At 47.5% G+C, this 12949-nt stretch carries 15 protein-coding genes and 1 tRNA gene; 8 read left to right on the top strand and 8 right to left on the bottom strand.

Annotated features, from left to right (window positions below):
- Positions 1-45: 45 nt before the first annotated feature.
- Positions 46-1221 carry a radical SAM/SPASM domain-containing protein gene (locus McpAg1_RS02385; RefSeq protein ID WP_338093688.1) on the top strand — a complete coding sequence of 392 codons (1176 nt, stop codon included), beginning with the start codon at positions 46-48 and terminating at the stop codon, positions 1219-1221.
- A 35-nt stretch (positions 1222-1256) separates the two neighbouring features.
- Here the strand turns inward: McpAg1_RS02385 and McpAg1_RS02380 are convergent, their stop codons facing one another.
- The 3 genes from McpAg1_RS02380 to McpAg1_RS02370 all read right to left on the bottom strand — a co-directional run bounded on the left by McpAg1_RS02380 (position 1257) and on the right by McpAg1_RS02370 (position 3911).
- Entirely contained in the window at positions 1257-2072 is an 816-nt protein-coding gene (locus McpAg1_RS02380) for a hypothetical protein (RefSeq protein WP_338093687.1), read from the bottom strand.
- Between the two features lie 51 nt (positions 2073-2123).
- Positions 2124-3401 (bottom strand): phosphomethylpyrimidine synthase ThiC, encoded by a 1278-nt coding sequence (gene thiC / locus McpAg1_RS02375; RefSeq protein WP_338093686.1) that lies wholly within the window; start codon positions 3399-3401, stop codon positions 2124-2126.
- A 186-nt stretch (positions 3402-3587) separates the two neighbouring features.
- Positions 3588-3911 (bottom strand): hypothetical protein, encoded by a 324-nt coding sequence (locus tag McpAg1_RS02370; protein ID WP_338093685.1) that lies wholly within the window; start codon positions 3909-3911, stop codon positions 3588-3590.
- 490 nt (positions 3912-4401) lie between these two features.
- On the opposite strand from McpAg1_RS02370, the gene McpAg1_RS02365 reads away from it, so the two are divergent.
- Both McpAg1_RS02365 and McpAg1_RS02360 read left to right on the top strand, forming a co-directional pair.
- Positions 4402-4725 carry a transcriptional regulator gene (locus tag McpAg1_RS02365; protein ID WP_338093684.1) on the top strand — a complete coding sequence of 108 codons (324 nt, stop codon included), beginning with the start codon at positions 4402-4404 and terminating at the stop codon, positions 4723-4725.
- Positions 4722-5390, top strand: coding sequence for a formate dehydrogenase accessory sulfurtransferase FdhD (locus McpAg1_RS02360; protein WP_338093683.1), 669 nt, complete (start codon positions 4722-4724; stop codon positions 5388-5390). Before McpAg1_RS02365 ends, McpAg1_RS02360 begins: the two co-directional genes overlap by 4 nt.
- A gap of 133 nt (positions 5391-5523) precedes the next feature.
- Here McpAg1_RS02360 and McpAg1_RS02355 read toward each other — a convergent pair whose 3' ends face one another.
- Together McpAg1_RS02355 and McpAg1_RS02350 are read right to left on the bottom strand one after the other, a co-directional pair.
- Positions 5524-6258, bottom strand: coding sequence for an SIMPL domain-containing protein (locus tag McpAg1_RS02355; RefSeq protein ID WP_338093682.1), 735 nt, complete (start codon positions 6256-6258; stop codon positions 5524-5526).
- An 82-nt stretch (positions 6259-6340) separates the two neighbouring features.
- Positions 6341-7363: a mechanosensitive ion channel family protein gene (locus McpAg1_RS02350; protein WP_338093681.1), complete on the bottom strand. Its 1023-nt coding sequence runs from the start codon at positions 7361-7363 to the stop codon at positions 6341-6343.
- Positions 7364-7453: 90 nt separating this feature from the next.
- Between McpAg1_RS02350 and hypD the strand changes: the two genes are divergently transcribed.
- The 3 genes from hypD (at position 7454) to McpAg1_RS02335 (ending at position 9209) form a co-directional block, all read left to right on the top strand.
- Positions 7454-8482 carry a hydrogenase formation protein HypD gene (gene hypD, locus McpAg1_RS02345; protein ID WP_338093680.1) on the top strand — a complete coding sequence of 343 codons (1029 nt, stop codon included), beginning with the start codon at positions 7454-7456 and terminating at the stop codon, positions 8480-8482.
- 352 nt (positions 8483-8834) lie between these two features.
- Positions 8835-8906, top strand: a tRNA-Arg gene (locus McpAg1_RS02340).
- Positions 8907-9005: 99 nt separating this feature from the next.
- Positions 9006-9209, top strand: coding sequence for a hypothetical protein (locus McpAg1_RS02335; RefSeq protein WP_338093679.1), 204 nt, complete (start codon positions 9006-9008; stop codon positions 9207-9209).
- A gap of 240 nt (positions 9210-9449) precedes the next feature.
- Here the strand turns inward: McpAg1_RS02335 and McpAg1_RS02330 are convergent, their stop codons facing one another.
- Genes McpAg1_RS02330 through McpAg1_RS02320 form a run of 3 tightly spaced genes read right to left on the bottom strand, consistent with a single transcriptional unit; the run spans position 9450 to position 11880 of the window.
- Positions 9450-9578 carry a hypothetical protein gene (locus McpAg1_RS02330; RefSeq protein ID WP_338093678.1) on the bottom strand — a complete coding sequence of 43 codons (129 nt, stop codon included), beginning with the start codon at positions 9576-9578 and terminating at the stop codon, positions 9450-9452.
- A 31-nt stretch (positions 9579-9609) separates the two neighbouring features.
- Positions 9610-10863, bottom strand: coding sequence for a DHA2 family efflux MFS transporter permease subunit (locus McpAg1_RS02325; protein ID WP_338093677.1), 1254 nt, complete (start codon positions 10861-10863; stop codon positions 9610-9612).
- 6 nt (positions 10864-10869) lie between these two features.
- Positions 10870-11880 carry a tetratricopeptide repeat protein gene (locus McpAg1_RS02320; RefSeq protein WP_338093676.1) on the bottom strand — a complete coding sequence of 337 codons (1011 nt, stop codon included), beginning with the start codon at positions 11878-11880 and terminating at the stop codon, positions 10870-10872.
- A 106-nt stretch (positions 11881-11986) separates the two neighbouring features.
- Between McpAg1_RS02320 and McpAg1_RS02315 the strand changes: the two genes are divergently transcribed.
- Positions 11987-12394 (top strand): hypothetical protein, encoded by a 408-nt coding sequence (locus tag McpAg1_RS02315; protein WP_338093675.1) that lies wholly within the window; start codon positions 11987-11989, stop codon positions 12392-12394.
- Between the two features lie 279 nt (positions 12395-12673).
- Entirely contained in the window at positions 12674-12946 is a 273-nt protein-coding gene (locus McpAg1_RS02310; protein ID WP_338093674.1) for an ACT domain-containing protein, read from the top strand.
- Positions 12947-12949 lie beyond the last annotated feature (3 nt).

Below are 12949 nucleotides of genomic sequence, written 5' to 3'. Positions count from 1 at the left end.
TCATTTCATTTTTTTAGAAAATTTCATTCCAAGTATCTCAAGACTATGAACAGAATTCCAGATATTCAGAATCTCTCTCCTTTCCCACCGCTTCAGGATTATCAATACTATGATGTATTTAGCGCGGTTTTCAAGATATCCGATCTTTGCAATCTTCACTGTACGTACTGTTATCGGGAAAATGCCCTTCAAACACATGCCCTGCAAGACATGGATCTGGAAATCATTGATAATATGTTAGCGTCAATTCTTGAGTATAAGCAGAACCTTTATAGAAAATATGGGTGGAATAAAACACCATCTCTCTATTTTATTTGGCACGGGGGAGAACCACTTATAGTAGGAATTGATCGATTTCAAGCTATTTTATCCATTCAGGAAAAATATCGCAAACAAGGTCTCCTCATTGACAATTGTATTCAGACCAATGGGACTCTTATTAATGATGATTTTCTTCGTCTATTCAAAAAGGAACATTTTAGAATAGGTGTCAGCATTGATGGACCACGTGAAATTCAAGACGCTCATCGAATTCATAAAAATGGAAAGCCATCCTTCGATCAGACAATGCAGGGAATTTCTCTCTTACGCGAGTGCGATTATCCGTGGAGTGCGATCTCCGTTATCAATACGGAAGCCATTGGTCATGAAAAAGAGATACATGCGTTTTTTCAGGAACAAAAACCATTTGAAGTAGACTTTACACCGGCATTTTTTTACGAAACCGACATCTCTCTCCCTCCAAAAGACTATTCATCATTTATGATAAAATTATTTGATATCTGGATTTCTGAAAAAAATCCGGTGTATGAAATCAGATTTTTCAAAGATGTGCTATATCTTCTGGGTTACAAAGAGATTCCGGACAAGTCATCTGTGATTTGCGAACTTTCTGGAAAATGCCATAGAAATATTTCTGTTGGGTCGAATGGAGATATTTATTCCTGTGAGTGCCTGAATTCGAAACCTGAGAATCGTATTGGAAATATTCTGGAAAAATCATTTTCTGAAATAATTCTCGATGAGCCATTTGTAAATATGGCGGGCAATACGAATCTTTATCGATCAGAATGCCTTGACTGTGATGTATTTACTATCTGTAAGGCTGGATGTTACAATCGTCGCCTGCCTGCTGAAGATGGTAATCCAAAATTGGATTTCTATTGTGATGCAAGAAAAGAAATTATCCGGCATATTAAAGACTACGTTGTAAGACAATAGCACTAATAGTAGAAGCGATTGACGGCCCTACAAATTTATTTGTACAGTACTGTTTTAAGGATCTTTATTTCAGACTTTCGCAGGCAACCGAACGAATTATTTTTTAATCTCCCAAAAAACGTACACGGCACGCCAACCCCGCACTTCCCGCACACATCACATCCCGGATACACCGCCTCATTTTCCATGCACACCGCAAAACACCGCTGTCGGTCAAACCCATCCGGCGAAAGTGCTCCCGCGGGGCACCTCTCAAAACATTTCCCGCAGGTTCCCTTCTGTTTGTAGAGACACAACTCCTCTCTAAGAGGGACATCAGGCTCAACCGGAATACTCGCTGCAAACGAACTCACTCTTCCGCAGCATCCCATCCTCGTAATCAGCATATTGTTTACCCCGAACGTTCCAAGACCGGCAAGCACTGCAAAATGCCGGTGAGACCAGTTGCTTATGAGTAAATCGCCGGAAAATCCTGCCGCAGGTCCCGGAAGTTTTGCCTTTCCGCCGTTTCGTTCAATCAGCTCTACCAGATGAACATTCAGCTCTGCAAACAGCTCGTTCGTCTCAGAATACGCCCGTGCCCATTCAGGTGATGCGGCAGTTCCCTCGCGGTTCGTCTCGGCGATAACTTTTGCGAACGGTAGATAATATACCACAACCACACTCGCATCAGCAAGAAGATCTTGCGGCATCAGATGATTCAGTGACACGGCCTGCTTCAGATTCTCTACCGCAGAACTTTTTGCATCGCAGAATCCGACAATTGGCTCGCCCCATCGTGTGGCAATGCCGGGACGTTCTTCGTAGTCTTTGACAAATCTGCCGACCGCCTCCGTAATCATCTGTCTCATAGATGATGATTGATGAACCTGACATCACAATAAGGATATCGAAAAAAAAGATTAGAAGTGGAAGTTCTTCTGCACAATCTTAATCGCACAGAAATCGCCGCACATCGTACACGCATCCGTATCGGCAGGCATTCTTGAGTTGCGGATCTCCTTTGCCTTTGCCGCATTCAGAGCAACCGCATACTGGCGGTCCCAGTCAAGATCGCGTCTTGCATGACCCATCTCCAGATCCAGCTCGCGAGTTTTTGGCAGCTTCACCATATCGCCAACGTGAGCCGCAATGCGGGAACTGATCACACCCTCATACACCTCCTCAGGAGTCGGCAGGGCAAGATGCTCGGCTGGCGTAACATAACAGATGAAGTCCGCACCTGCCGCAGACGATGCTGAAGCTCCGATTGCCGCAACACGGTCATCATATCCCGGAGCAATATCGGTCACCAGTGGGCCGAGCATGTAGAACGGCTTGTTATTGGTAACCCGTTTCTCCAGCTGCACATTGGTTGCGATCTCATCGAGCGGAATGTGTCCGGGTCCTTCCATAATACACTGGACGCCTGCCGCATGTGCCTGATCGGCAAGCTCAGCATTGATCAAAAGCTCCTGAATTGCCGCACGGTCGGTTGCGTCATGACAGGCGCCTGCCCGCATGCCGTTACCGAACGAAAGTGTGACCTCGTGTTCCTTTAAGATCTCCACCAGATAATCGAATCTGCGGTAGAGCGGATTCTCCTGCTCGTTGTGCAGCATCCATGCGGTCATGAATGCGCCGCCGCGTGAAACAAGGCCGCCATGACGTCCCTGATTCTTCAGCCGCTTCACGGTCTCGTAGTTGATTCCGGTGTGGATTGCCATGAAGTTTGTTCCAAGTTTTGCCTGCTCCTCAGTGATCTTGAACAGATCATCCTCGTCCATGAAGACCACGCCGCCTTTCTTGCGTGCGGCCTCGATGAACGCCTGATAGAGGGGAACCGATCCGACAGAGAGCGTTGTCGCTGCAATGACGCGGCGGCGGATGTCAAGGAAATCTCCACCGGTTGAAAGTTCCATCAGAGAATCTGCGCCGGCAAGTTCTGCCTGTCTGGCTTTTTCGATCTCTGCTTCCACGTCCACGATATCAGAAGAGGTTCCAAGAGACGCATTTACTTTGGTGCGAAGGCCTGAGCCGATACCGCAGAGCTTCACGTTCCGGTACGGGCTCATCGGAATTACAATATGTCCGCCTGCGATACTGCGGCGGATGAAATCTTCGGTCACTCCTTCAGCTGCCGCAACGACCTTCATCTCTTCGGTGATGAGGCCGCGTTTTGCGTCTTCCACAATTGTCATGGATAGTTATCGGTATGTTTGTGATATAAATCTATATTATTTTCATTAATACAAATTCAATTTAATTTGTGATGCGGGCAAGCAGGGGCGATACCAGAACAAAAAATGCGAAGTAATTGGTAAGTTGCAAAAGAGATGTTGTGCTGAGTGCGGGGTTTTTGATCGTGTTCGCAAATGAGGTTGCGTTTATTTGTCCATCAACCGGTCGAAAAATTTCGGCGTGTGGTGTCCTTCCTTCACATCCACACGAATATAGCCGGGATTTGCTGCGTCAAGAACTGCGGGCACGATCACTTCTGCGAGTTTGTCGCCTGCAATTTCGCCGGCAAATCCGCCGAGTGTTGCGCCGATATATCTGCCGGTTGTTTTTCCTACAGCTCCTCCGACAATGGGAATCACTGATCCTGCGACTCCTCCGATATGTTTTCCGGCAAATCCGCCAATAGCCGAACCTGCGGCAACCGATGCGATCTTGATCGGTACCGCCAGATCTGCCGAGAGTTTTTTCATAATCTTTCTGTTATTTGTGATATCTGCATATATGTTTGCCGATAAACATGATTTTGATCATGTAATTTTTGCAGAGAGGAAATGGATGGGGGATCAGATCTGCATTTTGTTTGTCTGAAGAAGTGACGATAAAGTGACGACGAAGCACATCCTGAGTACACCATTTTAAGCAGTTATCTTTGTTTGTTTTCGAATCTACTCGTAATATTGGGATATCAGTGCTGAAGTGATGATGAGATAAGAGAAACATTATAGATTTTATTTTGTGTTCCAAATAAAAAAACGAAAAATTTCTTAGGTTATACTTATTTCTTCAGCACTTCAGCACCGAATCGGTTAATTTGAATGTTATTTTGGAATATAATTTTAGTATAGCCTTGAATAGAAGTGCTCATGATGTGTTTCATCGTCACTTTTTCGTCATTTATCTGCACTGTTCATCTCTTCTGAAAAGCACATATTTATATTGTTCACAGCGAGAATTATTAGTATGGTTAAAGTCCCCTGTCAGGAGATCGTATGGGACATCATCCCCGCGATGCAGGCAGCTCTCGCAGCTGAACTGGTCAGTCGCGGCGTCTCCCAGATCAATGTTGCCAAGGCCCTGTCAGTGGCACCCTCAGCAGTCTCCCAGTACCTTTCCGGCAAACGCGGATACAGAATCGTCTTCGACGACGAGATCAAAGAAATCATCGGCAAACTTGCCGAGGATATCAATAACGGCACCATCACCGAAAACGAACTCGGCGACAAGTTCTGTTTCATCTGCCGGCATCTTCGCGGCAATGAAGGCTGCGGCGGCCCAATCGAATGACAGTTTTTTCCGGCCTCCTGCCTGAACAGCCCTTTGCTCTGACTGTCAACGGCAGAAACCTTCTCTCAATCCTCATGCTGCCGGAGAATCTCGAAGAGTTCGCCCGCGGTTACCTCGCAACCGAAGCAATCATTCCTTCGGACGAGATCGAGTCCGTCATGATCGATCATCAGACGATCAGCGTCTTGACCACGAACCCGTTCAAGGTTCTTCTGCCCAAACGTGCGGTAATCTCCGGCTGCGGAGGGACTGCGTCCTATCTTGATCCGGCAAAACTGCCGGTCTTGGGAAAAGGAATCACTGCCTCTTCTTCGCTTCTTGCCGCAGAGTTTCCTTCTAACATTCTCGCTCTTGGCGGCTACTCTGCTGCCACACGATTTTTTGATGGAGCAACTTTCCTTGCATCCGACCTGAGTCAGCACACCGCTCTTGACAAAGTGACCGGTCTTGTTCTGAAAAATGGGCGTAAGCCAGCTGACGCCATTCTTCTTCTCTCAGGAAAAGTCACCGCAGACACTGTTCGAAAAACACTCAACGCAGGCTACTCGATTCTTTCATCCTGTCAGCCGCCCACAGCTCTCGCTGTAGAGCTTGCTGATTCCTGCAACCTCACGCTCATCTGTCTGCCGGAGAAGGTCTACACGCATTCAGAGAGGATCAGATAAAATAGAATTTATGCGACGATGAGTTTCATTGTTTGAAATTATTCAGTCCTTGGTCTCACTCTGAGTAACCACGTGACAAAGAACAGAGAATCCCTTTTCCTTGTGTGCATAACTTCTAAATGAAAAAAAAGATTTAGTAAGTGTAGGCAATCGACACCGTTGCGGTTGTCTTCAGCTCACCAGACTGAATCTGAGTCTGTGCCGAACCTGCCATACTGTCTTTTACCATCATTGTGGTCTCATAAGTTGGGTAGGATACCGAGTATCTGCTCTGATCGATCTGAATTGTTCCGGTTGAAATAATTCTCACATTCAGTGCTCCTGCAACCGCGTCCGCATCAGCACGTGACGCCTTCACCGCAGAAACAAGAGCATTGTTGCGTTCAGAGATCTGTTTTGCATTGGAAAGTCCAAACTGCAGATTGTTCACATTGTTTGCACCTGCCGCGACCGCTGTATCAATATAGTCGCCCGCTTTGGACACATCATACGAAGTCATCTGAATCGTGTTCGTAACCTGATAGACCTCAGTTCCGTTCGGCCACTTGCCGGGATTGTACTCGCCGATCACATACGAATAGATATTGTATCCGGTGGTCTTCAGATCCTTCTCTGCAATGCCTGCATTCTTCAGTGCGGCAATCACTGCTGAAGATGCCTGTGCATTCTGCTGCTGTGCAACCTTTACATCAGGATCGGTTGTCTGAACTGCGAAGCTGATCGTAACCTTATCAGGAGTCGTTACCGACTCACCATATCCTGAGGTCAGAATCACCCGGTCGGTTGGAGAAGTTTCGGCTGCCGCGGGAAGTGCACAAACGGCGAACACCGCGAACAGCAGAAGGACTGCAAGAGTAATTTTTTTCATTTGTATCAGAAAAGTAATTGCCCCCAATCCGTCATATAGCTATCCTAAACTACCAAAATAATTGAAGTTTAGAAGAATCAGGTCAGAGACCCTTCTCCGGCATATTCAAAATACGAACCTCACGCTGCGGGAACGGAATCGTAATACCGCGTTCGCGAAACAGTCTGTCGACCTCACAGTTTACCGCGTCCATTGCCGCATAATAGTAGAGAGGCTTTGCTGCACAAATTACCAGCTCAAAGTTCAGACTCGAGTCGCCAAACGACAGAAAATTTGCCTGGGCCGGCTCGTCATGCGAAAGGTACGGCGTTGTGGAAAAAACACTCTCCACCGCATCCTTCATCGTCTGCTTCACCAGAGCAACATCCGAACCGTAGGCAACTCCGATCTTCAGCCGAATCAGCATATAATCCTGAGGAGCTGAAAAGTTGATCACCGAATCGCCCGCAATCTTTGCGTTCGGAATGGTCATCAGCTGGGAGTCCAGCGTTTTGATTCGCGTACTTCTCGGCCCAATCTGGAGAACTTCGCCGAACTGTCCGTCAACTTTCACCCAGTCTCCGACATGAAACGGCGTGTCAAGGTAGAGGACTACGCCGCCGAAGATGTTGCCCAGCAGATCCTGAGCTGCGAGAGCAACAGCAATACCGGCAATTCCTGCACCGGCAAGAAGCGGGGTGATGTTGATCTGAAGCGTTGCGAGCACCATCATTATGCCAAGGCCCCAGATGACGACTCGCAGGGAGAACTTCAGAATGGGTCCGACTCTGCTTGGTTCATGCTCTTCGTGCGGGAAAAAGTAGTCAACCGCACTCATACACATGCGGTAAACCGTCCAGACCGCAAGCAGAACGATCACTGCCTGATAATATTTGGCACTGATGTCAAGGAGTTCGGGCATATAGATGTGAAATGCGATGTACGTCGTCGTGACAAGGACGTAGCCAGCAAGCGGATAGCCGAACGAGCTGACGATGAATCTGGCGACTCCGCGACGACGGAAGTATTTGGTGAGGATGCGTGTGGCTACTGCTATACCGACTGCCACAACGATGCCGATGACAAGTATTCCCCCTCCCATGAAGAGGTCATCGAGTTCAAGCATATAACTACAAATTTAGTCCGCGTCTCTCCTTATACCTTCGCCCCGTGTCAATGGGTATTTGTGGTTTCAGGCACAATACTACCAGTACGTATGACGGTCGGAACTGATATGGCGAAACTCCTCGCAGAGGTGGTTGATCGGGATATCCGGATTATGCATGTGTGCGGCACACATGAGGCTGCGATTGCGAAGTACGGCATTCGGTCTGTCCTTCCCCCGCAGCTGAAGATTGTGATGGGCCCTGGGTGTCCGGTCTGTATTACGCCGCAGGGAGAGATTGATGCTGCCTGTGAGCTTGCGGAGCGCGGCTGTATTGTTGCGACGTATGGCGATCTGCTGAGGGTTCCCGGAACGAAAACTTCTCTTGAGCAGGTAAACGGTGATGTTCGGATTGTGCAGGGAGCGGCTAAGGCGGTGGAGATTGCACGGCAGAATCCTGAGAAGGAGGTTGTGTTTATTTCGGTTGGTTTTGAGACGACTGTTCCAACGGTTGCGGCGATGCTTCTTACAAATCCTCCGGATAACTTCAGTATTTTAGTGTCGCACCGTCTTGTTCCTCCTGCAATGAAGTGGCTGATGGCACAGGGTGAGGCGTCGCTTGATGGTTTTATTCTTCCAGGCCACGTGTGTGCGGTGATGGGGTATCATGAGTATGAGGCGTTTCCTGTTCCACAGGTTGTGGCAGGATTTGAGCCTGAGGATATTTTGCTTTCTCTTCTGATGATCTGCCGGCAGGTGCAGGATGGTGAGGCGAAGGTGGAGAATGCGTATCCGCGTGTGGTTACCCGCGAGGGAAATGTGAAGGCACAGATGCTTATGCAGGAGGTGTTCACGCCGACTGATGTTGAGTGGCGGGGTTTTCCGGTGATTCCTGATTCAGGTCTTGCGTTGAGGCCAGAGTTTGAGATGTTTGATGCCCAGAAGAAGTTTGATCTGGTGTATGCGAAGGTGACGAAGAATTCGGGCTGTATCTGTGATAAGGTTCTTCGCGGTCTCTGCGATCCGTCGGACTGTAAGCTCTACGGGAAGGCATGTACGCCTCGTGTTCCGATTGGCCCCTGTATGGTGAGTCATGAGGGAGCATGCCGGATCTGGTATCAGTATCAGCTGAATAAGTAGTGACCGTGCCGGCCCTGATGTAACCGCAAGGTGCGGTTACAAATTCAACTGTTTTTTGCGTTTTGTTTTGGAAATTATTCTGTATCTGTTGATTTTTAATTAATGTAACCGATGTTTTGCTATTGTGGTTTCTGGATTATATTTTCTGATAAGAACAATGTCGATTTAGCGGTTACAGAGGTTACAGTTTTGATGAAATTCATTTTTTCCTGTTTGATTTTCGTTTGGGGATGTAATTTGCCGAAATTTTGTAACCGCAGATCTGGTTACAGGTGTTTTTTGATGGGATTAGATGTGATACCATCTCTATTTATACTGACAATGTCTATAGTATAGAGCAAATTCTTTTCATGCACTTGTAGGGTAGCGGACATCCTGGAAGCCTCCGGAGCTTTCGACCCGGGTTCAAATCCCGGCAGGTGCGTATTTTCTTTTTGGTATTTCAACGTTCCCGCGCATAGATCAGATTGTATTCCGACTGTCGCAATATATTTGATTTCAGAGATTGAAAGATACAATCATCATGACTGAACCTGTCACCGTTACCCTCAGCCCGGAACTTGTGCGCATGCTTGACGTGTTCAGGGAGGAAGAGGACTCCGGTTATGAGGACATCATCTCACGGGTCCTTGAGTACCTCACGGATGCAGACACCAAGATCACCGACAAAGAGCTGCAGAAAATTTTTTCTGCATTGGCAGAGCTTGACGCCAATGCTCCAGACTAACATGAGTGAGCATGATGTATCACTCACACACATCAGACAATAAAATATCCTGACTATTTTTTTCTCCGTAGTTTTTCTTGGTGATCTTCATCAAATTGAGTCTCTTAAAATAGGAGTTATGCAGTGGCGAATGTGGTTACTCCAAATAAAACCAAAATCAGAAAATTTTCTTTCCTTATGCTATTTCACATCGCAAAAATATCTATAAATAATTCAGTACTTTCCCCATCCCCAAGTATCTCACTCCTTCCCCACGATCTTATCCTTCACCACCACAGAAAAGATCACCACCGCTATCGCACAAACCGCACCAAACACACCGGTCATGTGAAAGCCGGGCAGAAACTCATCAGCAGTAAGCAGTCCCACAGCAACATTCGCCGCTTCCGGAACCGCCAGATTAAACACCAGAGCGGTAGAGGGCAACCCCCACAACCATACCGCTGTACTGGGCAAGCATCAGAACAACCGAACCTGTTCCGCCTTCCCCTTCCGGCGCATGCTCAATCGGTCTCGCACTCGACGGGCCGCCGGAAATACCAAACGTCAGACCGGAAAGCACCATCAGTAAAAGAATCCAGAACAACCCATTCTCCGGCATCATCACTGCCATCACCAGACAAAATGCCACACGAACAACTCCTGCCCCAGTCACCAGCCAGCGCGGACCGATTTTATCGGAAAGTGCGCCGGACGGCAAGCCAGTTATCGCGGTAAGTACGGAACTGATCAAAAGAACCATTCCCGAAGCCGCCGGGGAAAGTCCGAGAACGATTGACATATAGAACGGAATGATGTACAAAAATCCTGCGTAGATGATACTGATCAGAAAATACGACGCGGTCACGAGCGTGAAGGGCACAGACCGGAAAATTTTCACCCGCAGGATCGGCTCCTTGATTCTGAGTTCCCGAACAACAAACACCACTGCAGAAATTACAAACACTGCAGCACAGAACAAAATCTCAGGACTCGTCCAGCCAAGCGGCGCTCCCCGCTCCAAGAGATAGATCAGCGACGCCATTGCAGTAAAGATGAGAACAGCCCCCGCGAGATCGAACTTGATCCTCGGCTGACGGACAGCTTTTGGAATAATGCGCAATCCGAGAATAACCGCCGCAATGCCGACAGGGATATTGATGAAAAAACACCAGTGCCAGGAGAGGTACTCAGTTAAAATTCCGCCAAGTACCGGACCAAACACCAGAACGATCGCACCGGCAGTTGCCGTCATGCCCATCCCCATTCCCCAGTGACGTTTCGGCATCAGCCTCACGACCAGAAGCGGTGCGGTCACCGCAATCATCGAAGCACCAACACCCTGCGCTGCACGTGAAGCGATTAAAATGTTCAGATCAGGCGAAAGACCACAGGCAACCGAACCTGCCGTGAACACCACAAACCCGAGGCAGAAGATCTCCTGGAGTCTCCCGTGATCCGCAATCTGTCCGAACAGCGGAATAAGGCCAACGAGAAACAAAAAGTAGGCCATGATCACCCAGGCTGCTGTTGAGAGATCCACGGAAAAACCTGTTGCGATTGTTGGCAGCGCAATATTTACAATCGAGCCGTCAAGTGAGTCGATGAAGACTGCGAGAGCTATCACTGCCAGGAGTTTTTTCAGATGTGAGCTGTCCGTAACCACCTGATACATGAATTCTCAGGGAAATGCCTTATCCAGCGCCTCGGTCTTGTAGCTTTTGTGCAGCTTGTCTGCCCAGGGAATCTCCCGCATGGAACCGGTAGCTTTTGCCATCTCGAAAAATGCCTGAGCATCTGCTGCGTTCTTCATCATCAGAAGAGCATACGCAATACCCACCCAAGCATCGCCATTGATGTTGCGGACTGCGAGTGCTCTGGTGTAGAGACGGATTGCTTCGTCGTACTGACCAAACTTTGTTGCTGACTCTGCAACTCTCATTAGGCTCGGGAAATCTTCATAGCTCAGATTCGCAGCTTTTTCGTACTCAGCGACACCTTCGTCTGTTTTGCCGTTGGTGATCAGTGCAGAGCCCAGAAACATGTGATACCCGGGGTTTGTCGGGTCAAGAGTTACTGCCTGTGCATACATCTCGGCAGCCTCCTGCCAGAGCGAGATGCGTTTGTAGGCCGCGGCAAGTTTTGCGTAGGATACAGCAGTAGGAGAACGTTGTACCTCTTCTTTTCGGAGGCGAATCTCTTCGACGATTGTTTCCATTGAGTCAGATTCGCGTTTGAGATGACGGAGAATTTTTGCTTTTCTGTGGAGAAGGTCTGCATTCTCCGGATATTTTGAGGAGAGGAGCGTGTAGTATACCAGCGCCTCGTCATGTTTTCCAAGGTAGGCAAGCATATCTCCGGCTTTGAGAAGGTATGTGATATTGTCTTCAAGGCCTGCGGCTTTTTCAAACCAGAGTTTTGCCTCTTCATACTGGTGAACTTCGGCGAGGGCGTTTCCGAGAGCTGCCATGAACGCAGGATTTTCCGGTTCAAGGTCGGTCGCAGTACCGAACGCATCGATTGCATCGTAAAACTGTTGGTCCTGCATCAGCGCCTTTCCAAGGGCGCACCAGAGGTCGGTGTTTTTGGCATTTTCCTCAAGTTTGAGGAGTTCGCGGTAAAGTTCTGCGGCTTCACGGAATTTTCGTTCCGCTGCAAGGTGTTCGGCTGTCTGTACTGAGGGTGTGCTCATACCTCTGTTATTGGTATGCGGAAGAGAAAAAATGTACTGACCGAATCTATGGGCAAAGATCTTTGTGATGGTTATTTTTAAATATATGAATGTCTATGTACCAATCGTGTCAATTGATGAAAAATCTGCAAATTGGGAGAGAATTGGTATTATCCTTTCCCTGGCCATTTTAATGACTAACTTACCCACGGTGTATAAAATCTGTCTCAAGGATATTGATGGTGCTGAGGGATGGATTCTTTATACAATCGTCATTGGAACCATACTCATCCTTTTTCTGGCATTATTATCAGATATTTATAAGCAAAAAAATGTTCATCAATCCGATAAAATCAGAAAAGTGAATTCATTATTCCTCCTTGTCGTGGCTTACACGATAGCATTAATCGTAGTAATAGGATTACTTGTCGTCACGTCAGTACCACTTACCTTAATAATCTCCATAACAATTCTCGCCTGTTGCATATTTGCAATAACATGTGTTCTGTGGTGGTTCCTCTCTAATATATTCTAATATCTATACCTCCCTCTTTTTATCCATCTACCAATTTTTTTGGTGTAGGCAAATCCTCTACCGTTCTCCACGACTCTACTTTACATCAGGTTACTAATTGATATCCCTAAAATCACCGCCTACAACTTCGAGTTAGGGCATCTCTTCAGATTTTCTGAACGCGCCATCATTGCATGGGAGGATCTGCATCTCAAATTTAATTAGCCCTAAAGAGAACAACATATTTGATGCAGAAAAGAGAATGAATAGGTAGCATTTCACTGGCGAGGACAACTTAGGATGACAAAGACCATTATTACCGTAGTAGGAAAGGACACTGTGGGGATTATTGCAAAAGTATGTACATACCTTGCAGCAAACAATGTGAACGTAGAGGACATCTCCCAGACGATCGTGCAGGGCTACTTCAATATGATGATGATCGCTGACGCGAGTGCATCGCAGAAACCGTTCGGCGAGATGGTGCAGGACCTTGATACAATCGGCGATGAGATCGGTGTAAAGATTCGCTGTCAGCGTGAAGATATCTTTACGAAGATGCACCGTCTCTGAGGT

Source organism: Methanorbis furvi (assembly GCF_032714615.1).
GTDB classification, from domain to species: domain Archaea; phylum Halobacteriota; class Methanomicrobia; order Methanomicrobiales; family Methanocorpusculaceae; genus Methanocorpusculum; species Methanocorpusculum furvi.
Note: the sequence above shows the minus strand (reverse complement) of the source record. Positions and strands in the feature narration are given on the sequence as shown.